Origin of the sequence: Frankia sp. CpI1-P, from assembly GCF_001421075.1 — a bacterium.
In the GTDB taxonomy this organism is placed as follows: domain Bacteria; phylum Actinomycetota; class Actinomycetes; order Frankiales; family Frankiaceae; genus Frankia; species Frankia torreyi.
The window spans coordinates 104880-127260 of record NZ_LJJX01000011.1; the positions used below are offsets into that span (position 1 = coordinate 104880).

Below are 22381 nucleotides of genomic sequence, written 5' to 3' on the forward strand. Positions count from 1 at the left end.
NTCGACCGGCACTACGCCGACGGTCCCCCGCCGAACTGGCGCGAGACCCATGTCAGCGCCTACGCCACGATGCACCCGTGGGAGGACTGGGCCGAGACCTTCGCCCACTACCTGCACATCCGCGACACGTTGCGAACCGCCGCCGAGTTCGGTCTGCGGGTGGCCGGCCCGGATCTCGACTCGTTCGGGGTCGCGCCGCGCAGCCTCGCCGCCGAGCCCGCCGACCTGCCGCGGCCAGGCACGGACGGGCTCGACCGGAGCTCGCCGGAGCTTGCCGAGATCATCGCCCAGTGGCTGCCGCTGACCTACGCCCTCAACGCGATCAACCGCAGCATGGGGCGCGACGACCTCTATCCGTTCGTCCTGACGCCCGCGGTCCAGGCGAAGCTCTCCTTCGTCCACGACGTCATCGCCGCCGCCCGGCCCGAGGAGGGTGGAGCGGCCGCAGCATCGGGACGAACGTCTTGACCGCCGGATCGTCCGTGACCGGTCGCGGACCGCCGAGGACAACGAAGCCGTTGCGGATATACAGCCGTCGCGCCGGCAGGTTCGCGGGAGCGACCCACAGCTTCACCGCCTCGGCGCCGGCCCGGGCGGCCCAGGTCACCGCGGTCGCCAGCAGGACGTCCGCGGCGCCGGTCCCCCGGGCCGCGGGTGCGACCCACATGGCACCCAGCTCACGTAACCAGGGCCGGCCGGTCGGGGTGNACCCCTGCACCATGCCGACCGCCTCGGCGGCCCGTTCCACGATCGCCACCAGCTCCGTCGGGGAGTCCGCCCCGGCGCCGGCACGCCGCGCCCATTCGGCCGCCGGCTGCGCCCGCGCCGCCTCGAGGGTCTGCCAGAAGGCGGCGGGCGAGTCGGCGAGCGCGGCCAGCCGCAGCCGGCGCAGCAACGGCCCCTCATCCGGCCGGATATGACGACCATGGCTGCCGTCCGTCACGGTGTTCGACTCCTCTGTCGTGGCGGTGTCTCGTGTCGTGCGGTGTCTCGCGCACGATCGGCGCCGGCCGGATCGTCCCGACATCCCGCGATCGGCGTGTCCGCCGGCGTGATTGTTGCGCGGGGAAAGAGCCGTGTTGGGCGTAATCGGCACGACCTTTAGCTCAAACGGCTCCCAGGCGCCCCCGCGAGCGCGGATACTGATCAAAGCGGCGGGACGGCGGAGGAGTTCGCTGGAGATGATCCATCGTGGGTAGGCCCGTCACACTCATCGTGCGCCAGGACGGCCCCTCGTGGTCGGCCTGGTCCCCGCAGTACCCGGGGCTCGCCATGGTGCAGCCGGCCGCGGCGGACCTGCGGGCCGTGCTGCCCGAGGTCCTCGCCTGGTACTTCGGCGAGGACGCCGTGATCGAGCCCCAGATCCACTGCGAGCGTGAGCTGCACGGTGTCATCGTCCGGCTGGCGCAGGACGCCTCGCTTTACGAACGCGAGCGGGTCGCCGAGCGGCTCGGTGCCGCCCTCGGCGTCGCGAGCCAGCGGGCGCAGTTGCGCTCCAATCCCGTCAGCGGCGCGGGCGAGGTCACCTTCGTCTGCGCCCTTCAGTCCGACCGGATCGGCTGGCTGACCGCCCAGATGGAGGACGACAACGACGCCGTCGTCGCCCTCCTGCCGGTCGCGGAGACGATGTTGTGGGCCATCCGGTTCGGTCCGGCCGGCGACGGTTCCGCCGCCGCNGTCCAGCCCTCGGCCTACCCACCCGACACCACGCTGGGCGAGGTCATCCACACCTTCGCCGGCCTCCGCCAGCAGCTACGCACCTGAGCCCTCGAACACCTGGCCGCCCGGCCGGGGGCCCGTCGGCGGGCCGCTCGCCGGTCGGGCACACGTGGCGTCAGGCCTGCGGCGCCGGCGCTGACGGGGTAGGGCTCGACAGGTTCGCGAGTTCGGCCAGGTAACGGGCACGGTTGGTCGGATCCAGTTTCGCGGCCTGTTCGAACGACTTCTGCGCACCCGTGCGGTCACCGCTGGTGTACTGGACGTGGCCGAGCAGCGTCAGCAGTTGGGCGCTGCGCGTCGAGCCGTCCGCGAGGGCGACGGCGTTGCGGTAGGCGTCGACGGCCCGCTGGTAGGCCGCCGGATCGGCTACACCCCGCGGTGGAAGCTCGACGAGTCCGAGGCCCGCCCACGCCTCCGACTGCACGGTCCGGCCGGCGGGATCCCCCGTTCCTTCCTCGATGGCGAGATGGAAATGGTGCCGGGCCGCGTCCCAGTCCGCGCTCACGGCCGCCTGACTCAGGCACGCATAGACCCGACCGAGGCCAAGGTCGATCTTGCTTTTCAGAAGTCTTTCGTACGGTGGGGCCACCTCGCCGNCCGCCTGCTGGTAGACGCCGATCGACTGGCGCAGATCGTCGACCTTCACCGTGTCGGTCGTGCAGTGTCCGCGGGACAGCAGAAAGCGGGCCTCGGCGTAACCGGTGTGGGCACGGCCGAACAGCGGATTGATGCGGATCGCCTGGTCGAACCATTCGATCGCAGCGCCGTATCGACCCGTCTTGCTGGCGGTGTTGCCAAGAAACAGATAAAGGATCTCCTTGCCGTCGGAATCCTGCCAGCCGGGTGAGTCCGCGGCCTTCTGCAGATCGGCGGTGGCATCGTCGAAGTGGCCCAGCGCGTAGTGCCCGACGCCGAGGACGAACCAGGCCAGCGCACCGGCGCGGGCGGCGAGAACGGTGCGCACCTCGCGCTGGAAGACCGGATTGTCGGCCAGTCCCGCGGGAGCCGTCACTGGCGCGCCGAACTGGTAGTAGCCGGCCAGTTCCTCGGCTCCGGGGACGAGGCTCCGGTCGATGAAGAACTCCGGAGTGAACACGACGCGGTCGGCCCCGGCCGCCCGCAGGACGCCCCGCACCACGATGTTCGCGTTGCTCCTGCGGACTACCTGATCCGCCCAACCGGCCTGGTCACCGCGGCCGGAGGGCGCCCGTCCGATCTTCGACGGACCCCAGACCTGGACGGCGAGTGACTGCTGGACGGGCTGGAGACTGCGCACCATCTGGTCCGCGACCAGCGTCGCCGCGTCGGTCGTCGATGCCGACGGATGGCGCTTGCCGGCATCGTCGACCTCGTCGAACGCGGTGACGGCGACCCGGAGATCGCCGACCATCCGGGCGGACGGCAGCCCGTCGGAGTTGCCCCGGATCATCAGCAGGCCCGCGACGGCACCGGCGACGACAATCGCGACGCCGACGGTCACGATGAGCGCCCGCGTAGTCAGCAGGGCCAGGCCGGCCCGCGGCAGCCACCGTCGTGACCGGGCGGCGTCAGCGCCGGGCGAACGGCTGGTGGGCGCGTCCGCCGATACCGGCGGAGCGTCGGTGGGCGATGCCCCGACCTCGGCAGTCGACGACCCGACCTCGGCCGGCGGCGGGGCGCCCGGGAACTTCGTGGTATCGATCCCGGCGGTCGTCCGATCCGTGGGAAAGCCGCTCGTCGCGACCCGCGCGACCACCTCGACGCCGGCGGCGACGAGAACACGGCGTCGTGCCTCGGTCTCGTCCGCGTCGAACAGGTCGACGTGGGCGATTGTCGCCAGCACGCCGGGCAGCGGACAGGCCTCCACCCGCAGCGGGATCACCGATCGGGACACGAGTGCCCCCGTCCACACCTGCGAACTCCACGGAGTATCGAAGTAGGCCGCGGAGGAGATCACCATGGTGAGCCGGGCGGCCGTCATCTGGGCGTCCGTCCACAGCACGTAGTTGGCGCCGGGAGGCAGGTCCCAGGCGAGCACTCGCGCTGACAGTCCCCAGTCCTCCAGGACGGCCGCGACCCACGTGGCCCACGGCGCGTCGTCCACCACGTGCGACACGAAGACGTCCACGTCCTTCGTGCCGGCAGGCTCAGCGGGCCGGTGCTGTGTCGTACCCATCCTCATGTCCCGCCGAGGGCCTTCGCCCGAAGCCAGGCCCGCGTCCGTCCTCGCCGCCGGTCAGCCAAGGTGGAAACGGACCATGATGTCGTAGCTCGGGGGCTCTTGCGGGAAACCCCCCGCGGGTCGGGACAGCAAGTTCCATCCGCCTCGCGGATCATCCGCATCGGTGACCAGTCGGTACCGCGCGTTTCCCTGGTCATCCGTCTGCAGGACGACGCTCGTCCGGTACTCGCTGTTCGTAGGTGAATCGCCCGCGAAATAGAAGTCGATCGCGACCCGGTCGCGCGGCCGGAAACCGGCGAGTTCCACCACGGCCTCGTCGCCGGGATGTAGATCGTTGTTGTAGTCGCGGATGACCAGCAGCGGGCTGGTGGCTCCCGGGAGCAGGGTGAACGCGGTCTGCCAGACCTGGCGTCCGTCGGTCGCCGCGACGGTGTACCTGCCGGTCGGGGTGCCGAGAAAGGGTGTCCAGTGCAGCGCGTCCAGCAGTCCGGCGGCTGCCGGGTCGTCGCAGATCATGCAGATCTCGATGCTTTGTACCACCTCATTGGAGGGCGCGGTCAACGTGATGGCCAAGCGCGTGCCTGGACCGAATCCAACCGGGCAGAACTGGTAATTCCGCAGGAGGCCCAGGCCCGCACCGTTGCGGTCCAGCCCATTGATGAGGATGACCGGGCCCGGCCCGCTGTACTCCTGGGCGATTTCCCGGCAGGTGGCAANATCGCCGCCGATGGCTGCGCCAAGGCTGAGATCCACTCCTGCGGGCGGAAGATCGTGGGCGTTGAGGACGCTGGAGCCATCGGGGGAGGACCTGGCGGGCTCGGCTCGGCTACGTGCCGGTTCTGCCTGGTCGCCGGCAACCGCCTGCCCCACGGGCTGGTCAGCGGCCGCCTGGGAGGGGGCACGGGCGGCCGCGGGCATCGATGTCGCGGTCGGGGAAGGCTCATCCGCTGCCGGACGCGCCTGTACTGCGTCGGGGGACGCCGGTCGGGTCGGGCCAAGCGTCGGCGCAGCGTGACTCACCGAGCTGGCCCCCGCCGAGCTGGCCCCCCACGGGCCGCCGTGACCCGGTGAGCTGACGTCCTGCCGAGGAACGTGCGGGGACCGGGAGGGGGAGTCGGACGGCGAGGGATCGGACGGCGAGGGAGACGTGGCGAGCGGCGACCAGGCGGAGCCGGCCGAGGGCGAGGCATCGGTCGGCGTGGGGTGCTCCGGACGCGGCGTGACGGTGTCCGCAGGCAACGAATGGTCCGCCGGTTCTGACGACCCTGACAGTGCGACGTGAGTGGATGCCGACGGCGCCCCCGCAGGGCCGGACGATGACCCCGAACATGCGGCCACCGCCAGAGGAAAGAGCGCGATGAGCAGAAGGCGGCGGTAACGCTGTGTGAAAAACTCTCGCGACGTCATGCAGCCCCCGGCACGCACATCATCACTGCTTTATGGCGATACTCGCCAGAGAGGACTATACCGCCCGGACATCGACCGCGATGCGGGGCGGTGCNCTGGTTCGACGGGCTCGCCCGAGAAGAACGTGGCGGGCCGGACCGAGAAATCGGCAGTGAACCGGGACGCTGGGCGTACCGCAAGAGCGAAATGACCGAAATTTGGCATTCCNCAAACGCCTGATGGGTCGGCGAGAACGACGACGACAAGAAGATCCCACTGCGCCGAACCGGGCGCCTCGCAGGCGACACCAGGGCATCCGCGGGAGGCGGTGTGCAGGGTAGCGGCGCCGTCCGTCTCTTCCGCAGGGATAAATCGGACGCCGAACCCTGTGGAGGAACCATGGAGGCGCGCTCCCATGCATCCGCCGCCGACGCACGAACCGTCGCCCGTTGCTCGATCGGCTGCGCGGCTCGCGGCGGTGCGCCTGGTGTGGCTAGGCTGATCTCCATGGAACGAGCGGCGCGGCTGTCGGTAGCCTGCGGAGATCTTGAAAGCGGCGCCGAAAATCTCCAGGGATAGTACGTAGGGCCGACAGAACGTCGCGGGGCCTCTTCGTCAATCCCTTGTAGAAGAGCAGAGTCTCCCTGGTTTAAAAGAGCATAATGAACCCCACCCCTCGANTATCNTGTCGTTCGACTCTNCTTCGCCCTCGATTCTGTCGGTCTACGGTTGGCTGTAATGCCAGCCAGTGCGGCAGTCCGGGGTCTACGCGGTGCCCGTCGCCGTACACTATTCCGCGGTTATGTGCACGGTAGTAGTATCGTTCGCCGGCGACTGGAGACCTGCAGGGCTTGTCTGTGCGTGCCTGTTGCGTATGGAAATACTTGCACCGGACTGGCCAGGTAGTTCCGCGAGCTACCCAAAGAGTCGTTCTTGGTGCAACGGCAAATATTGGAAAGAATGCTGCTATGAGTAGGGGCCTGGCCCTGGCATCCGCTACGTCCTGACGCGCGCGGGCTTCGAGAGTCCCGGTCGGGGCGTCCCACCAGTCTCCGGGGCGATGCTGGCGGGCGTGCCACGCCGTGAGCTGGTCGTGAAGCGTGTTACGCAGCACGACTTCGAGTAGCCCCAGAACCTCGTAGAAGGCGGCGCTGACCGAACTGTTCCACCCGTAGAACGCGATTGCGCGGGCGACGTCGCCGTCGCATGCCTGGCTCGTAGGGGCTGAGGCGTTCGGCGCTCAGCCTCCGGCGGAGCCGAGCGGCGTCGGGCGGAGGCAGGGGGCTGGACATCGGTGCACCGGATCTTCCGCAGTGGCGGTGTAGACCCCGGATGGCCTCTACCGCTCAGGTGGCAAGCCCCGGGGTTTTGTCTGTCCGCCCACCCTATGGCGATCAACGTGTCCGCACTCGCGCCCCCACACGGAGACCACCGCTCGCGGCTGGTGCAAGGCTGGTGGGGTGACTCTGTTATGACCTGGGTACTCCCCGGAGCCGGGAGCGGTCTTGTGTCTCTCGTGTGTACTCGGGTCGTTGGAGATCGTTTCTGCTCGTATGGTCGACGGAGGTCTGGTCGATCACGTCGAGGAGGTGGCGGTGAGCGCTTCGCCAGGTATGGCGGGGACGGCTAGGCTGATCTCCATGGAGCGAGCGGCGCGGCTGACGGCTGTCGTCACGCACGAGGGCGACTGGTACGTGGCGCGGGCCCTGGAGGTCGAGGTAACCAGCCAGGGAGCCAGCGTCGAGGAGTCGCTGGCGAATCTTCGTGAGGCGCTGGAGCTGTACTTCGAGGATCAGCCGTTCCCCGTCACCGCCGCGGACGGTCCCATCGTCGCTCCGCTGGACATCCGCCTGTCGGCGTGACACCCGCGCTGCCTCGGGTCTCCGGGGCGAAGGTGGTGAAGGCGCTGGGGCGTGCCGGCTTCGAGGAGGTCGCCACGCGTGGCTCGCACTGCAAGCTGCGGCACAAGGAGAACGCCCGGGTCGTGATCGTCCCGCTTCACCGGGAGCTGGCGACAGGAACTCTCGCCTCTGTTCTGCGCCAGGCAGGCATCGAGGCGGAGGAGCTTAGGACGTTGCTCACCTGAGCTGCGCGTGGTTCCGGGTGCAAGCTGGGTGGGTGACTCTGTCGAAGCGTGCGTCCTGGTTCCTGATCGCGGTGGGTGTGTGGACGTGGGCGATCTGGCCGAACTTCCTGCGGAACATCTGGAAGGATGATCGTTCCTGGGACGACGGCCCGACCGGCTTCTTCACCGTCCACCTGGTTCTGACCGTCGTCTCCCTCGCGGTGGGCACTGCGGTCGGGTGGCTTGGCATCCGCGCGGTCCGCGCCGGTCGTTCGAGCGTCGCCGAAGACGTCGCCCCGCCCAAGCAGCTGGTTGGCTCGGATTCTTCCCTGACGTAGGTACTTCGGTATCGGCCGGCGACGACTTTCGGCGAGATCACGCCGACCTGCCGACCTGCCGACCCGTTGCTCAGGGTCAGCGCCTGATGTGATGAAGGAACGGGGCCTCCGCTCCTTCCGGGATGACCTGGGCTGTTCCGGTTCTGTCGGTGGCATCGGGTAGACACCTGTCCATGGCGGTAGACGAAGCGAGCTCGGCACATCCGGTGGCCGACGGGTCCGTGGCGGGGACCGGCCCACAGCCGGCCGACGTGGCCGTCGCACCCCGGGCGGTTCCCGCGGCGGCGTCCGCGCCGGCGGCGGGCGGCGGGGCGCTGCGGGCGCGGGCGGAGGAGCTGCTGCGCGCGTTGGCCGGGCCGGCCGCGGTGCTGCGGGAGGACCAGTGGCAGGCGATCGACGCGTTGGTCACCCACCGGCGTCGGGTGCTGCTCGTGCAGCGCACCGGCTGGGGCAAGTCGGCGGTGTACTTCCTCGCCACCGCCCTGCTGCGCGGCGAGGCCGGACTCGGTCCGGTGGACCTGGGTCGGCGCACCGGGCCGACGGTGATCGTCTCGCCGCTGCTCGCCCTCATCCGCAACCAGGCGGCGGCCGCCGCCCGGCTGGGGATCCGTGCGGGTGAGATCCATTCCGGCAATGTCACCGAGTGGGACGAGGTCTACGCGGCGTTGCGCGCCGGCGACCTCGACGTGCTGCTCGTCGGGCCGGAACGGCTGAACAACCCGACGTTCCGCGACGACTATCTGCCCGAGCTCGCCGCGACCACCGGCCTGCTCGTGGTCGACGAGGCGCACTGCATCTCCGACTGGGGGCACGACTTCCGCCCGGACTACCGTCGGCTGCGGACCCTGATCGCCGGGTTGCGCCCGCAGGTCCCGGTCCTCGCCACCACCGCGACCGCCAACCAGCGGGTGGTCGAGGACGTCAGCGAGCAGCTTGGTGCCGGTGCCGGTGCCGGTGCCGGGGCGGGGGCCGGGTTGGAGTCGGAGCCAGGGACAACCCCGGGCACGCTGGTACTGCGCGGGTCGCTCGACCGCGAGAGCCTGCGGCTCGCCGTCGTCGACCTGCCCCGGGCCGAGCACCGCTTCGGTTGGCTCGCCGAACGGCTGGGTGAGTTGCCCGGCTCCGGGATCGTCTACACGCTGACCAAGGCGGCGGCGGAGGAGCTGACCGCCTTCCTGCGCGGCGAGGGGTACCCGGTCGCCTGTTACCACGGGGGCACCGAGGCCGCCGAACGCATCGCCGCGGAGGAGGACCTGCTCGCGAACCGGGTCAAGGCGCTCGTCGCCACCAGCGCGCTCGGGATGGGCTTCGACAAGCCCGATCTGGGCTTCGTCGCGCACGTCGGGGCGCCGTCGTCGCCGATCTCCTACTACCAGNAGATCGGCCGGGCCGGCCGGGCCGTCGAGACCGCCGAGGTCGTTCTCCTGCCGGCGGCGGAGGACCGCGCCATCTGGCGCTACTTCACCGACACCTCCTTCCCGCCCGAGCGCGTGGTCCGTGCGGTTCTCGGGGTGCTCGCCGACGCCGGCCGGCCGATGTCCACCCAGGCGCTGCTGGCCGCCGTCGACCTCGGCCCCANCCGACTCGACCAGATGCTGAAGGTCCTCGACACCGACGGCGCGGTCCGCCGGGTCAAGGGCGGCTGGACGGCGACCGGAGCGCCATGGTTCTACGACGAGGCGCGCTACCGGCGGGTCGCTGCCGCGCGGGCCGCCGAGCAGCAGGCGATGCTCGACTACATCGCCACCCCCGATTGCCGGATGGAGTTCCTGCGCCGCCAGCTCGACGATCCCCACGCCGCCCCCTGCGGGCGGTGCGACCGATGCACCGGCCGCACGTGGCCGTCAGCCGTCTCGACGGCGGCCAGCACGCGGGCCCGTGAGGAGCTGATGCGCCCGGGGGTGGTCATCGAGCCGCGCCGGATGTGGCCGACCGGCATGAACCGGCTGGGCATCAGCCTGTCCGGCCGCATCCCGCCGACGGCCGGCGCCGAACCCGGACGCGTGGTGGCGCGGCTCGGCGACATCGGCTGGGGCAACCGCCTGCGGCCGATGTTCGCCGCCGGACCGGCATCCGGCCCCGACTCGGGGCCCACCGGCGGCCCCGGGCGCGATGCCGGGCTCGACAGCGGGGCCGGGCTCGACAGCGGGGGCGACGGCCCGTTGCCCGCGGAGCTGGTGGAGGCGGTCGTGGGCACGCTCGCCCACTGGGACTGGACGCGCCGGCCGGCCGCGGTGATCGCGATCCCTTCGCGCAGTCGGCCCCGGCTGGTGGCCAGCCTCGCCGAACGCATCGCCGCCATCGGCCGGCTGCCGCTGCTCGGCCAGTTGGACCGGGTCGGCGGCGGCCCGCACGCGGGCCAGGTCCACAACAGCGCCCACCGGCTTGCCGGTCTGTGGGAGGCGTTCGCCGTCCCGCCGGGCCTGCACGGCGCGCTCGGCGCGGTCGACGGCCCGATCCTGCTCGTCGACGACCGGATCGTCACCGGCTGGACGATGACGGTGGCCGCCCGCCTGCTGCGCAAGGCGGGGGCGCCCGCGGTGCTGCCGTTCGCACTCGCCGTCGACACCACCTGACGACGCCCTGGCCCCCCGGCGGGCAGCATCGCGCGGGGCGGCAATCGGGTCGGAGACCGGCGCAAAGGGAATGTTCCCACCAATGACGTTTCGGCAGCCGGTTTGGCACGCTGTGCGCACACCGAACATCACGCCGGCAAACGGTGTGACATCGAGGTGAAATCGGCCGGCTGACCATGGACATCCCCGGTATTCGTCCTAGCCTTGGCTCGCGGGGATTTCGGGACCGGCCGATCGGTGGGCGGACGAGACGGAGAGNGGGCACTGATCAAAATGTGGGAAGGCGACCGTTGCACCGCGATGGTGATGGGGGGCGGGCGGGGCTACGTCGCCCACCGGTGTGGCAAACGAGCGATCGGGAAGGACCCGGACGGGCTGTGCCGGACCCATCGCCTGGAGCGGGCGGGCGCGCAGGACACCGACGTCGGCGAGCGGAACTGGCTGCGGGACAGGGAGACCGAGCGGCGGCTGAATGAGCTCGCCCGCCACCTCGACGACTTCTACAGCCTGCCCGTCCGGCTGGAATACGCCGATTCCTCGCCGACCCGCCCGCCGACAGGGCGACTCCTGATCGATGCCGACGATCTGCTCCGGGTGCTACGCGCCCAGGACCTGATGCCGCGCCGCGCCGTCTGACCCGTACCTGCCAGCTCCGGCAGAACACGGGGAAACGTGAAGGCTCCCGGGAATCTGGCGGTGGATCGCGGATTTCCCGCGCGCGCCGGTCTCGGTCGATCAGAGGCGGCGGAACAGCAGGGCCCGCTTGACCTCCTGGATCGCCTTGGTGACCTGGATACCCCGCGGGCAGGCATCCGTGCAGTTGAAGGTGGTCCGGCAGCGCCAGACGCCCTCACGCTCGTTGAGGATCTCCAGCCGCTCGTCGGCGCCGGCGTCGCGGCTGTCGAAGATGAAGCGGTGCGCGGCGACGATNGCCTGCGGCCCGAAGTAGTCCCCGTCGTTCCAGAACACCGGGCACGACGTCGTGNAGGCCGCGCACATGATGCACTTGGTGGTGTCGTCGAAGCGTGCCCGGTCCTCGGGGGACTGAAGCCGTTCCCGGGTCGGCTCGTGGTCATCCGTGATCAGGTAGGGCTTCACCGCCCGGAAGGCGTCGAAGAACGGTTCCATGTCGACGATCAGGTCCTTCTCGACCGGCAGGCCCTTGATCGGTTCGATGGTGATCTCGGGCCCGAGGTCCTTCACGAGCACCTTGCAGGCGAGCCGGTTCACGCCGTTCACCCNCATCGCGTCCGACCCGCACACNCCGTGGGCGCAGGAGCGGCGCAACGCCAGCGAGCCGTCGACGTTCCACTTCACCCACATGATCGCGTCGAGCAGGCGATCGCTGGGATCGAACGGCACCTGGTAGCTCTCCCAGCGTGCCTCCGCGGCGAACTCCGGATCGAAGCGACGGATCTTGAGCGTGACGGTCACGGGCGCCGGTCCGGTCGCGGCCGGACCCGGGGCCGCGGCGGGCCGGGAGTCGACGACGGTCATCAGTACTTGCGCTCCATCGGCTCGTAGCGGGTGACGACGACCGGCTTGTAGTCCAGCCGGATGTCCGCCTCCGGCGAGGCGGCGGCCAGCGGTCCCGACCGGTAGGCCATCGTGTGACGCAGGAAGTTGACGTCGTCCCGGTTCGGGTAGTCCTCCCGCGAGTGGCCGCCGCGGGACTCGTTGCGCGCCAGCGCCCCCACCACCAGAACCTCGGCGAGGTCGAGCAGGAAGCCGAGCTCGACCGCCTCCAACAGCTCGGTGTTGTAACGGCGGCCCCGGTCGGACACGCCGACCTGCTGGTAGCGGATCTTCAGCGCGGCAATGTCGCTGAGCGCCTGCTTGAGCGTCGCCTCGGTGCGGTAGACCGACGCGTTGACGTCCATCGACTCCTGCAGCTCGGCGCGGATCGCGGCGGCGTTCTCGGTGCCGGCACCCGCGCGCAGCCGGCCCAGCATGTCGTCCACGAACGACGCCGGGTTCGTCGGCAGGTCGACGTGGTGCGGGGTGGCGCCTGCGTACTCGGCGGCGGCGATGCCCGCCCGCCGGCCGAACACGTTGATGTCGAGCAGCGAGTTGGTCCCCAGGCGGTTCGCGCCGTGCACGGACACGCAAGCCACTTCGCCGGCGGCGTACAGGCCGGGGACGACGGTGTCGTTGTCCGCGAGGACCTGCGCGTCGATGGTCGTCGGGATGCCGCCCATCGCGTAGTGCGCCGTCGGCTGGATCGGAATCGGGTCGTCGTACGGTTCGATGCCGAGGTAGGTGCGGGCGAACTCGGTGATGTCCGGCAGCTTCGCGTCGAGCTGCTCCGGCGGCAGGTGGGTGAGGTCGAGGTACACGTGGTCNGCGTCGGGGCCACAGCCCCGGCCGGCGCGGATCTCGGTGTAGATGGCCCGGGCCACCATGTCGCGGGGGGCGAGGTCCTTGATGGTCGGCGCGTAGCGCTCCATGAACCGTTCGCCGTCGCGGTTGCGCAGGATTCCGCCCTCGCCGCGGGCGCCCTCGGTGAGCAGGATGCCCATCTTCCAGATGCCCGTCGGGTGGAACTGGAAGAACTCCATGTCCTCCAGCGGAATGCCGCGGCGAAACGCCAGGCCCATGCCGTCACCGGTCAGTGTGTGCGCATTCGACGTGACCTTGAACACCTTGCCGAACCCGCCCGTGGCGAAGACCACCGACTTGGCCTGGAAGACGTGAATCTCGCCGGTCTTCAGCTCGTAGGCGACCACGCCGGCCGCCGCGCCATCCTGCAGCAGCAGGTCGAGGACGTAGAACTCGTTGTAGAACTCGATGTCGTGTCGGACGCACTGTTGGTAGAGCGTCTGAAGGATCATGTGGCCGGTGCGGTCGGCCGCGTAGCAGGACCGGCGGACCGGCGCCTTGCCGTGGTCGCGGGTGTGGCCGCCGAAGCGGCGCTGGTCGATGCGACCCTCCGGGGTGCGGTTGAACGGCAGCCCCATCTTCTCCAGGTCGAGGACGGCGTCGATGGCCTCCTTCGCCATGATCTCGGCGGCGTCCTGGTCGACCAGGTAGTCACCGCCCTTGATCGTGTCGAAGGTGTGCCACTCCCAGTTGTCCTCCTCGACGTTGGCCAGCGCGGCGCACATGCCGCCCTGGGCCGCGCCGGTGTGCGACCGGGTCGGGTAGAGCTTGGTGAGCACGGCCGTCCGGCAGCGCTGCCCCGCCTCGAGGGCGGCGCGCATGCCGGCTCCGCCCGCGCCGACGATGACCACGTCGTACCTGTGGAGCTGCACGCCTACCTCCTTACAGGTCCGGGGTCACAGATCGGGGTCGAAGGTGAAGATGACCAGCGTGCCGAGGGTGACGACCAGGAACGCCGAGGTGTAAAGCAGCATCTTCAGCCAGAATCGGGTCTGTGCCCGTTCGGCGTAGTCGTTGATGACGGTCCGCAGGCCGTTGGTGCCGTGCAGCTCCGCGAGCAGCAGCATCACCAGGTCCCACGTGCGCCAGAACGGTGATGCCCAGCGGCCCGCGACGAAACCGAAGTTCACCCGCTGCACGCCGCCGTCGAGAACGTTCATGATGAACAGGTGGCCGAGCACCAGGAAGAACAGCAGCAGGCCGCTGATCCGCATGAACACCCAGGCGTAGAGCTCGAAGTTGCTGCGGGCCTTCGCGGCGCCCGGCTTCGTCCGCCGCCGCGGCGAGCGCGGGGTGGCCAGCTCCGGCGCGCCCCGCTCCGCCGGCACCGCCGTCGTCGCCATCAGGTCGCGCTCCCGAACAGCGTCTCGGCGGTGTGCAGCAGCATCCGGTAGGCCGCGGGGACGAGCAGCACCACGAACAGCACGAGTTCGATGTACAGCATCTGCTTCTGGTACTTCGGTCCGGACTCCCAGAAGTCGATCAGGATGATCCGTATGCCGTTGAGNGCGTGGAACAGCACGGCGGCGACCAGGCCGACCTCGAGCAGGTTCACGATCGGGCTCTTGTAGACCTCGATCACCTCGTTGTACGACGAGGGCNAGACCCTGACGAGTGCCGTGTCAAGCACGTGCGCGAACAGGAAGAAGAAGACGAGGACGCCCGTGATCCGGTGGGCGACCCAGGACCACATTCCCTCTCGACCGCGGTACAGCGTGCCCGCTGGTGCCTTCGGCAATGAAAGCTCCTCCGGATCGGCCCAGCCGCTCGGCCAGAAAAGATCACGTCAGCGACGCCCGCGGCGCCTCGGGGTCGGCGATGCGTCGCCGGGACGGCACCGCGCGCCTTCGGCCGATGCTAGTGCCGGGCCTGGTCAGCGGCGGGTCCGGGCCCGGCGCCGGCGGGTGAACTATGCCACAGCGCGCCCGGTCGCCGCCGTCACTACGCCGCCGGTGGCGGGCCGGTCGACGGCGGCGGTGCCGGTGCGGTGGCCGGCGGTGTCCTGACGGGCGGGGTCGTCGCGGGGGTGGTCGGCGCCGGCTTGGTCGGGGGCGGCGTCGTCGGCGGCGGCTGCTGCTGGGTCGGCGACGGCGTCGGTGTGGGCGCGGCGGTGCTCGGCTGCGCGCTCGGTGGGGCCTCGGTCGCTGGGGGCGTCGTCGACCGCGGGCGAGGGGAGCGGTGCGGCGTCCCCGGGGCCACCACCGTGGGGGAGGTGAACTCCGGGGTCGTCGCCGGTGGCGAGGTGGGCACGGCGGTCGCGGGCGGGGCGGTCGTCTTCGGCGCCGTCACGTCGGTCGGCTTGGCCGGCGAGCTACCCCCGGACAGGCCCAGGGTCAGGGCGATCGCCGCGCCGGCCAGGACGACGACCGCAGCGGCCGCGATCGCGATGGTCCGTCGCCGCCGCTCCCCGTCGCCGCCGGCTCCCCGGCCGTGGCCGTTGCCGTCGGGACCGCGCTGGTGCGCCGCCTCGGAGCGTCGGCGGGCCTCGTCGAGCGGGACGAGTCCGGCGGCATGATCGTCGTCGAACAGCCCGAGGCTGGCCGTCGACGCCACGACGGGCACGACGCCGATGCGGGTCTCGTCGTCGTCCCCACCGTGCGTCGGCCCTGTCGCCTGGGCAGGCGGCCCGATCCTGGTCTGGGCATCGTGATCGGCCTGGGGTCGGGTCCGGTTCGGCGCAGTGGGTCGGACCGGCTCGTGCCGGGGTGGTCGGGGGCCACCACCGGTGGCGGGCGAGATGGCGGTCTCGTCCAGCGCCCCGAGGACGGGATCCGCGGTGATCTCGCCGTCGGCGGACTCGGCTGGCCCGCGGGACGAGATGGGGCCGCCGACGGGCGGTACCGGACCACCCGTGGTGCGTGGGCCGGTGCCGCTGGGCTGGCCGGACGCGGCGGCGCCCGCCAACGGCCCGCTCCACGTCGAGGGCCCGGTCCGGCCGCCGGGACGCCCCGCTGCCGACCCGCCGCCGTCGATCGAGGCCGAGGGCGGCGGGGCCGCCGGTTCGTCGAGGTTCTCCAGACCGACGTCGGCAGCGCTCGCACCCGCGTCGTCGTCCTCGGAGCGCGGCCGGGCGTGCATGACGGAGGCCGGCACCGGGTTGGCGTTGCGGGCCACGGGAATCAGCCGCCGGCGGATCTCCGTGACGTCCGGGCGTTCCTCCGCCGGACGGTCCATCAGGTCGCTGAGCAGGTTGCGCAGGGGACCCGCCAGCCGGAAGGCGCGGCGGCGGCCCTCGACCACGGCGGTCAGCACCGCGTAGGTCTCCGGGCCCTCGAACGGCGGCTGGCCCTCGACCGCCGAGTACAGGGTCGCGCCGAGGCCCCACAGATCGCTCGCCGGGCTGCCCGAGGAGCCGCGGACCCGTTCGGGGGCGATGTAGGCGGGGGAGCCGACGAGCGCGCCGGTCCCCGTCAGGGTCACATCACCCTCGGTCGCGGCGATGCCGAAGTCGGTGAGCCGGACCCGGCCATCCCGGCCGAGCAGGACGTTGCCGGGCTTGACGTCGCGGTGCAGCACGCCGGCGGAGTGCGCCGCGGCGAGTGCGTCGGTCAGCGCCAGCCCGATCGCCGCGACCTGGTCGAAGGGCAGCGGGCCGTGGGTACGGATCACGTCGCCGAGGCTGTCCGCGTCGACGAGCTCCATGATGATCCAGTGCCGCTGGTGCTCCTCGACCACGTCGTACACGGAGACGATGGCGGGGCTGTGCAGGCGGGCCAGCGCGCGGGCCTCCCGCAGCACCCGCGCCCGGATCGCGTCGCGCTCGTTCTGCGCCCCGGCCATCGGGACGAGGATCTCCTTGATGGCCACCGGCCGCTGGAGTAGTTCGTCCTCACCGCGCCAGACGACGCCGGCTCCACCACGCCCAATGGGCGTGTCGAGACGGTAGCGCTGAGCTACGTAACGAGGCGTGCCGTGCCGAGAGGTGTCCGGGGGCACGCTTGCCGATTTGGCCATCGTGTCAAGTCTGACAGACGGATGGATCCGCGCGCCCGACGGTCGGCGTGTTTCCGGCCGCCGGGAGAGTCGGAAACCCGACGAATGCTGACATCACGGACCGGGCCGGAAGGCGCCGAAGAGCTGGTGCATCAATGCTTGATCCTGCAACCACAGATCCTCCCGGGTATGCCAGTAGAGGGCATATCCGTGGCCGTTGCGAATCNCGCCCCGGTTGAGCACATGCACCATGACCCCGTCCGACCTGCGATACCCGAACTCCCAGTCGGCCTGCTCGGTGCCGTCCCCACCGTCGCTGGGAGCCAGCCGTACGCGCCGATAGTCCTGCACACTCCGAACGAAACCGGCCTCGTTGTGTTGCCAGTCACCGATCGCGGAGGTGTTTGCCCGACTGACGCTACCGACCCGCAGGAACGCTCTGGTAGCCGGGTCCACGAAATCGACGTTTCCGGGGCCGCCGGGGCCCTGCTGGCGCTGCCAGGTCGACGGGTAGGCCACCGACCAGCCGCCCTCGGGATCCACATAGGAGACCCAGCCCGGGGGTGCGGTGGCCGGGGTGGTGTCCCGGGCCACCGGATCGGCGGCTCCGGCCGGCGGGTCGGCCGGGCGGACGCTGGCCGCGCCGCTCGCCGCCGCGGTCCCCCGGCCTCCGGGTGTCCCGGCGGTGGCGCCGGGGCCCGGACCGGTCGACCCCACGGGTGCGCCGGCCCCGCCGCGCCCGGCGGCGACACCGGTGGCCCCGGAGCTCCCCCCGCCGCTGATCAGGACCAGGATCGCGATGATGATCGCCGCGGCCAGCACGGCGAGCGCCGACACAGCGACGAGGCGGCGGCGCGGATCGGCTTCGCGGCCCGCAGTCCGACTGCCACCCGCCGGCCCTGCCGGCGTGGACTGCCCGTCGCCCGGGTCGCCCGCCCTGCCGGCCGCGGGGCTGCCGGGAGACGCGGGGCTGCTGGGAGACGCGGGGCTGCCGGGAGACGACGGCGCCGCGGGGACGGCCGGCGCCGCGGGGGAGACCGGCGCCGCGGGGGAGACCGGCGCCGCGGGGGAGACCGGCCTGATCCGCTGCGGGATGCCTCCGCCGGCCGTGCGGGTCCCGACCCCCTCTGCGGCGCCGGCCGGCCCCACCGGCCTGATCGGAGCAGCGGGCCGGGCGGTCGTCGGGGCCGTCTGGGCGCCGCGCCGCGCCGCCGCCGCGGGGGGCGCGGAATCGGTCGCGAGGGCGGCGGGGCCGGCCGCGGTGCGCGGTCGGGTCCACGGCTGGCCGAACCGTCCGCGGCGCGTCGCGGCGACGGGTGCGGTCGGAGCCGTCGCCGCCCGGCCTGCGCCCGCGTTCCCGGCGGCCGCGCCGTCGGACGTCGTCGCAGCCGCGAGGCCAAGGCCCGGGGAGGTCGAGAGCGGATCATCACTCGCGCCGGGCGTACCACCGGCGGCAGCGGCGGTGTCCCAGGGTTCCTCGTGTCCGGCCTCGGCCCCACCAGCGGACTCAGTGCCGGCCCCGGCACCGCGACCGACCAGTCGCGCCCGCGCCGGGATCCCGCCGAGCGCCCGCATCCGGTCCATCGAACGCATGCGCTCGAGCGGGCTGGTCAGGCGAGTCCGCATCGGCTGCGCGCGCACGGGTGCGGGGGAGGCGGCCGCCACAGGTCCCGGCAGCGGTCCCACCGACTGCACCGGGGCCGCCGCTGGTGGGGGATCCTCGGCCGGACCGGGCGTCGGCGCCTGCCCGGCGGCGCCGGGCGGTAGCGTCCCGGCTGAGCCCGAGGGGTCGGCGTCGAGCGCAGGCCGGGTCGCCGGGACCTCCGCCGGTCCGGTCTCGGCTGGTCCGGTTCCGGCCGTGTCGGTCGGTGGTCCCGTGTCGGTCCGTCCCGCCTCGGTCCGTCCCGCCTCGGTCCGTCCCGCCTCGGTCGGGGCTGCGCCGGTCCGGGTTGTCTCAGTCCCGGCTGTCCAGACCTCGGCGAAGCCGGTTCCGACGGGCTTCAGCCCGTGGGTCCCGCTCGCGAAGGTCCCGCTCGCGAAGGTCCCGCTCGCGAAGGTCCCGCTCGCGAAGGTCCCGCTCGCGAAGGCCTCGGTCGCGAAGGTCTCGGCCGGAACGGTGTCCGTGCCTGCGCCGGGCGGGTCGGCGGTGCCGCCCGCAGGCGCGGAGAGCGGCACGGCGGCCGATTCGATGATTCCCGCGGAGGAGACCGTCGGTACGCCGATCACCGATGCCGGGGGCGCCGATGCCGCGGCCGTCAGTTCGGAATACCCGGGGACGGTGGCGCCGGTCGAGGATCTCACGGGCGTCACGGTCGAGGCGGGCGCGATGGATTCCGCGACATCGGGGNGTTTCGTGGCCTGCGTCTCGCCAATCTCGTCCCGATGGCTTTCGGCCGCGCCGTGTTGCTCGACTGCGATGCTTTCATCGTCAGTGCTGTGTTTTTTGGTTGCTTTCGATCGTTCGCGAGGGGGACCGGTGTCCTTGCCGGGAGGGTGGGGCGGGTCGTCGCCGGGAGCCTCGTCGATCAGCGGCCGCGAGCCGTGGCCGGGTGAATCATCGCCGTCACCCGGCTCATCCAGGGCGCGTGCATCGTCCCCGTCGTGGGCATGACCCGCATCATCGGGATCGGCTCGGCGGTGCGGATCGTCCGTGCCCTGCGGGATGGTCTCCTCGCGGAGTCCGTCGACCGTGTCGACGGACTCGCGACGGTCGGCCGGGTCGGGCGGCGTGGGCAATAGCGGCGTGGTGGGGGCGGTGCGGGCCGGTGGGCGCGGCCGGGCGGGGCGCGTCGGCCGGCCTGTCCGGGAGGAGCGCCGCTCGCCGCCGCGCTCCAGGATTTCGCGCAGCCGCTTGCGCACGATGGACAGCGGGGGACGGCTCAGCCCGTGCGGCGCCATCAGATCGTCGATCACCGGCGCCAGCGGGCCGGCGAGGCGGAAGGGCTGGCGCCGTCCCTGCATGAGCGCGGCGAGCACCGAGATCGGGTCGCCGCCGGCGAAGGGTGGACAGCCCTCGACCGTGGTGAACAGCGTGGCGCCCAGCCCCCACCGGTCACCGGCGGCGTTGCCCGCGTCCCCGCGGGCCCNTTCGGGCGGCAGGTAGGCCGGCGAGCCGAGCACCATCCCGGTGCTGGTGAGCCGGGGATCACCGTGGCTGACCGCGATCCCGAAGTCCGTCAGCCGGGCCCGACCGTCGGGGGTGACCAGCACGTTGCTGGGCTTGACATCCCGGTGGACGATCCCGAGTCGGTGCGCCGCCTCCAGCGCGTAGGCCAGACTGATGCCGATTCGGCAGGCCTCTTCGACCGGCCTCGGGCCGTGGTCCGCGATGATCCGCGACAGGGACTGACCCTCTACGTATTCCATGACGATCCACGGCAGGTCGCCGTCGTCGATGACGTCGAGCACGGAAACCGCCCCCGGGTGGTGCAGCCGTCCGGCGGCGCGCGCCTCGCGCAGCACCCGTTCCCGCGCTCGGTCGCGTTCCAGACCACTCTCGGTGATCGGTAGCCGGACCTCCTTGACCGCGACAACCCGCTGGAGCAGCTCGTCAGTGGCCCGGTGCACGACGCCGAAGCCGCCCTGCCCGAGGACGCCGTCGAGCCGGTAGCGCCCTCCGACGAGGGCTACCGCCTCGGCCGGACCTGGGTCGTCCGGGGACTCGCCTGCCATCCCTTCGTCCCTTCCCGATCGCCAGTGAGGCTCGCGTCCATGGGATCACACAGGTGCCGGCCCGCGAAGGTCGGGCATGNTGGCGTCAGCGCCCGATCGGACCACGGACTCCGACGAGAACACGAGGTGGCGAGATCAAGGGGTGCGGCGAGACCGAGGGATGTCGCGAGACCGAGGGGTGTGTCGAGACCGAGGGGTGCAGGGACATGGGGTGGAGTGTGGACGACAGAAGCTGGGAACGGCTGCGGAACGCCGCTGTCCGTGTCGCGCAGAGTGCCTACGCTCCGTATTCGGGCCTGCGGGTCGGCGCCGCCGCGCTGGTCGTCGACCGCCCGGACGCCGACGGCCGCACCACCGGGGACGAGCCGTGGATGGTGGTCGGCTGCAACGTCGAGAACGCCTCGTACGGCCTCACGCTGTGCGCCGAGTGCGGCCTCGTCTCGGCGTTGCACGCTCGGGGCGGCGGCCGCCTGTTGGCGTTCGCGTGCGTCGACGCGGACGGGCGGCCGCTGGCGCCCTGCGGTCGCTGCCGTCAGCTCCTCTACGAGCACGGCGGTCCGGATCTGCTGGTGGCCACCGCCGGCGGGATACGCCGGCTGGCCGAACTACTTCCCGGCGCGTTCGGTCCGCTCGACCTGCCGGACCCGCCCGATCTGCCGGACCCGCCCGATCTGCCCGACCCGCCCGACCTGCCCGACCCGCCGGAGCCCGCGACCGCGGCCGACGCGCCACCGCAGGCCGGCTCCCCCGCCGGTGCCACCCCGTTCGGCGGATCGGGGGCGTCGTGAGCGCCGACTTCGACGTCGTCGACCTCATCCGGGCCAAGCGTGATGGCCGCTCGCTGCCGCTCGAGGCCGTTGACTGGCTCATCGACGCCTACACCCACGGCTGGGTCGCGGACGAGCAGATGTCGGCCTACCTGATGGCGGTGGTGTGGCGCGGGATGTCCCCGGCCGAGCTCGATCGCTGGACCGCCGCGATGATCGCTAGCGGCGAGCGGCTGGACCTGACGGGGGTCGGCCGTCCCACCGTGGACAAGCACTCGACCGGCGGGGTCGGCGACAAGGTCTCGCTGGTGCTGGTTCCGCTGGTCGCCGCGTGCGGCGTCGCCGTCCCGCAACTGTCGGGACGGGGCCTCGGGCACACCGGCGGGACGCTGGACAAGATGGAGTCGATCCCGGGCTGGCGTGCCGACCTGCCGGTCGAACGGATGCGCCGCCAGCTTGCCGAGGTGGGCGCGGTGATCTGCGCCGCCGGGGCCGGGCTGGCTCCCGCCGATCGCCGGCTCTACGCGTTGCGTGACGTCACCGGGACGGTCGAGTCGATCCCGCTCATCGCCTCGTCGATCATGAGCAAGAAGATCGCCGAGGGAACGTCCGCGCTGGTCCTCGACGTGAAGGTCGGCTCGGGTGCGTTCATGACCTCGCTGGACGACGCCCGGGAGCTGGCGCGGACCATGGTCGGGCTCGGCGCGGCCGCCGGCGTCCGGACCGAGGCGGTGCTGACCCGCATGGACCACCCGCTGGGGCGCACCGCCGGCAACGCGCTGGAGGTCACCGAGGCGGTCGACACGCTGCGCGGCGGCGGGCCGAAGGACCTGGTGGAGGTCACCGTCGCCCTGGCTCGGGTGATGATCGAGCTGGCCGGCGCGAGGCGGGCGGACGGAGCCGGCGGGGCGCCGACGGCCCGTGATCCGGCCGAGGTGCGGGCGGCCCGCGATCCGGCCGAGGTGCTGGCGGCCGGGGACGCCTACCCGGTGTGGCGGGCGATGGTCGCGGCGCAGGGCGGCGATCCCGACGCGGTCCTGCCGCGGGCGACCCACGTCGAGACCGTGCCCGCACCCGCGTCCGGCTACCTGGCGAATCTGGACGCCCGGGCGGTCGGCATCGCGGCCTGGCGGCTGGGCGCGGGGCGGGCCCGCAAGGAGGACGCGGTGTCCGCGGCGGCGGGCGTGCGCTGGCGGGCGGGCATCGGCGACCGGGTCACCGCCGGGGAGCCGCTGCTGGAGCTGCACACCGACGATCCGAAGACCCTCGGCCGCGCGCTGGCCGCACTCGCCGGCGCGGTGACGGTCACCCCGCAGCCGCCGCCTCCCACCCCGCTCGTCCTCGACCACCTCCCCGCCTGAGCACGTCGGCGGAGGCGGAGGCGA

The 22381-nt window shown here is 72.0% G+C and carries 11 protein-coding genes and 15 pseudogenes; 9 read left to right on the forward strand and 17 right to left on the reverse strand.

Going from position 1 to position 22381, the window contains the following annotated elements:
- Position 1 precedes the first annotated feature (1 nt).
- Positions 2-468, forward strand: a pseudogene (locus FF86_RS44965) (putative zinc-binding metallopeptidase); the annotation flags it as partial.
- Here FF86_RS44965 and FF86_RS44970 read toward each other — a convergent pair.
- The 4 genes and pseudogenes from FF86_RS44970 to FF86_RS65760 all read right to left on the reverse strand — a co-directional run.
- A partial coding sequence (locus FF86_RS44970) for an N-acetyltransferase (RefSeq protein WP_242418482.1) occupies positions 407-707 on the reverse strand: 301 nt, incomplete at its 5' end. The pseudogene FF86_RS44965 and the gene FF86_RS44970 overlap by 62 nt on opposite strands.
- Before the next feature lies 1 nt (position 708).
- Positions 709-1027, reverse strand: a pseudogene (locus FF86_RS44975) (hypothetical protein); the annotation flags it as partial.
- Positions 1028-1834: 807 nt separating this feature from the next.
- Entirely contained in the window at positions 1835-2308 is a 474-nt protein-coding gene (locus FF86_RS65755) for a hypothetical protein (RefSeq protein ID WP_396229827.1), read from the reverse strand.
- An 8-nt stretch (positions 2309-2316) separates the two neighbouring features.
- Positions 2317-3880 (reverse strand): annotated as a pseudogene (locus tag FF86_RS65760) (toll/interleukin-1 receptor domain-containing protein); the annotation flags it as partial.
- Between the two features lie 2981 nt (positions 3881-6861).
- Between FF86_RS65760 and FF86_RS10045 the strand changes: the two are divergent.
- The 6 genes and pseudogenes from FF86_RS10045 to FF86_RS44990 all read left to right on the forward strand — a co-directional run.
- Positions 6862-7128, forward strand: coding sequence for a type II toxin-antitoxin system HicB family antitoxin (locus tag FF86_RS10045; RefSeq protein ID WP_236705587.1), 267 nt, complete (start codon positions 6862-6864; stop codon positions 7126-7128).
- Positions 7125-7352, forward strand: a complete 228-nt coding sequence (locus FF86_RS10050; protein ID WP_006542954.1) for a type II toxin-antitoxin system HicA family toxin — start codon at positions 7125-7127, stop codon at positions 7350-7352. Before FF86_RS10045 ends, FF86_RS10050 begins: the two co-directional genes overlap by 4 nt.
- 32 nt (positions 7353-7384) lie before the next feature.
- The gene (locus FF86_RS10055; RefSeq protein ID WP_044884260.1) at positions 7385-7669 is read left to right on the forward strand and encodes an SCO4848 family membrane protein; all 285 of its coding nucleotides are present in this window, start codon (positions 7385-7387) and stop codon (positions 7667-7669) included.
- Positions 7670-7842: 173 nt separating this feature from the next.
- A partial coding sequence (locus FF86_RS44980) for a DEAD/DEAH box helicase (protein ID WP_242418502.1) occupies positions 7843-9045 on the forward strand: 1203 nt, incomplete at its 3' end.
- A gap of 1 nt (position 9046) precedes the next feature.
- Positions 9047-9247 (forward strand): annotated as a pseudogene (locus FF86_RS44985) (hypothetical protein); the annotation flags it as partial.
- A 1-nt stretch (position 9248) separates the two neighbouring features.
- Positions 9249-10245, forward strand: a pseudogene (locus FF86_RS44990) (recombinase RecQ); the annotation flags it as partial.
- Positions 10246-10980: 735 nt separating this feature from the next.
- On the opposite strand, the pseudogene FF86_RS44995 reads toward FF86_RS44990, so the two are convergent.
- From FF86_RS44995 to FF86_RS45050, 13 genes and pseudogenes are all read right to left on the reverse strand, one after another.
- A pseudogene (locus FF86_RS44995) lies at positions 10981-11175 on the reverse strand (succinate dehydrogenase iron-sulfur subunit); the annotation flags it as partial.
- Between the two features lies 1 nt (position 11176).
- Positions 11177-11230, reverse strand: a pseudogene (locus FF86_RS45000) (hypothetical protein); the annotation flags it as partial.
- 1 nt (position 11231) lies between these two features.
- Positions 11232-11486: pseudogene (locus FF86_RS45005) on the reverse strand (2Fe-2S iron-sulfur cluster-binding protein); the annotation flags it as partial.
- A gap of 23 nt (positions 11487-11509) precedes the next feature.
- Positions 11510-11742 (reverse strand): annotated as a pseudogene (locus tag FF86_RS45015) (2Fe-2S iron-sulfur cluster-binding protein); the annotation flags it as partial.
- On the reverse strand, positions 11742-12587 hold an 846-nt coding region (locus FF86_RS45020), incomplete at its 5' end, for an FAD-binding protein (protein WP_242418483.1). The pseudogene FF86_RS45015 and the gene FF86_RS45020, both read right to left, overlap by 1 nt.
- Before the next feature lies 1 nt (position 12588).
- Positions 12589-13496: pseudogene (locus tag FF86_RS45025) on the reverse strand (FAD-dependent oxidoreductase); the annotation flags it as partial.
- A 24-nt stretch (positions 13497-13520) separates the two neighbouring features.
- On the reverse strand, positions 13521-13967 hold the full coding sequence (locus FF86_RS10080) for a succinate dehydrogenase hydrophobic membrane anchor subunit (protein WP_044884264.1): 447 nt from the start codon (positions 13965-13967) through the stop codon (positions 13521-13523).
- A pseudogene (locus tag FF86_RS45030) lies at positions 13967-14131 on the reverse strand (succinate dehydrogenase, cytochrome b556 subunit); the annotation flags it as partial. The pseudogene FF86_RS45030 and the gene FF86_RS10080, both read right to left, overlap by 1 nt.
- Position 14132: 1 nt before the next feature.
- Positions 14133-14225 (reverse strand): annotated as a pseudogene (locus tag FF86_RS45035) (succinate dehydrogenase, cytochrome b556 subunit); the annotation flags it as partial.
- Between the two features lies 1 nt (position 14226).
- Positions 14227-14362: pseudogene (locus FF86_RS45040) on the reverse strand (succinate dehydrogenase, cytochrome b556 subunit); the annotation flags it as partial.
- A gap of 203 nt (positions 14363-14565) precedes the next feature.
- Positions 14566-16578 carry a serine/threonine protein kinase gene (locus FF86_RS10090; protein ID WP_044884265.1) on the reverse strand — a complete coding sequence of 671 codons (2013 nt, stop codon included), beginning with the start codon at positions 16576-16578 and terminating at the stop codon, positions 14566-14568.
- Positions 16579-18905: 2327 nt separating this feature from the next.
- Positions 18906-19643 (reverse strand): annotated as a pseudogene (locus FF86_RS45045) (serine/threonine protein kinase); the annotation flags it as partial.
- A gap of 1 nt (position 19644) precedes the next feature.
- Positions 19645-20229 (reverse strand): annotated as a pseudogene (locus FF86_RS45050) (serine/threonine-protein kinase); the annotation flags it as partial.
- A 206-nt stretch (positions 20230-20435) separates the two neighbouring features.
- On the opposite strand from FF86_RS45050, the gene FF86_RS10100 reads away from it, so the two are divergent.
- Both FF86_RS10100 and FF86_RS10105 read left to right on the forward strand, forming a co-directional pair.
- Positions 20436-21017, forward strand: coding sequence for a cytidine deaminase (locus FF86_RS10100; protein ID WP_044884267.1), 582 nt, complete (start codon positions 20436-20438; stop codon positions 21015-21017).
- On the forward strand, positions 21014-22357 hold the full coding sequence (locus FF86_RS10105) for a thymidine phosphorylase (RefSeq protein ID WP_044884268.1): 1344 nt from the start codon (positions 21014-21016) through the stop codon (positions 22355-22357). The genes FF86_RS10100 and FF86_RS10105 overlap by 4 nt, the downstream gene beginning before the upstream one ends.
- The last annotated feature ends 24 nt before the right edge of the window (positions 22358-22381 follow it).

Coding starts and splice junctions, on each gene's coding strand:
- FF86_RS10080 (WP_044884264.1), bottom strand. CDS start 13,967: ATGGCGACGACGGCGGTGCCGGCGGAGCGGGGCGCGCCGGAGCTGGCC.
- FF86_RS10090 (WP_044884265.1), bottom strand. CDS start 16,578: ATGGCCAAATCGGCAAGCGTGCCCCCGGACACCTCTCGGCACGGCACG.
- FF86_RS10100 (WP_044884267.1), top strand. CDS start 20,436: ATGGGGTGGAGTGTGGACGACAGAAGCTGGGAACGGCTGCGGAACGCC.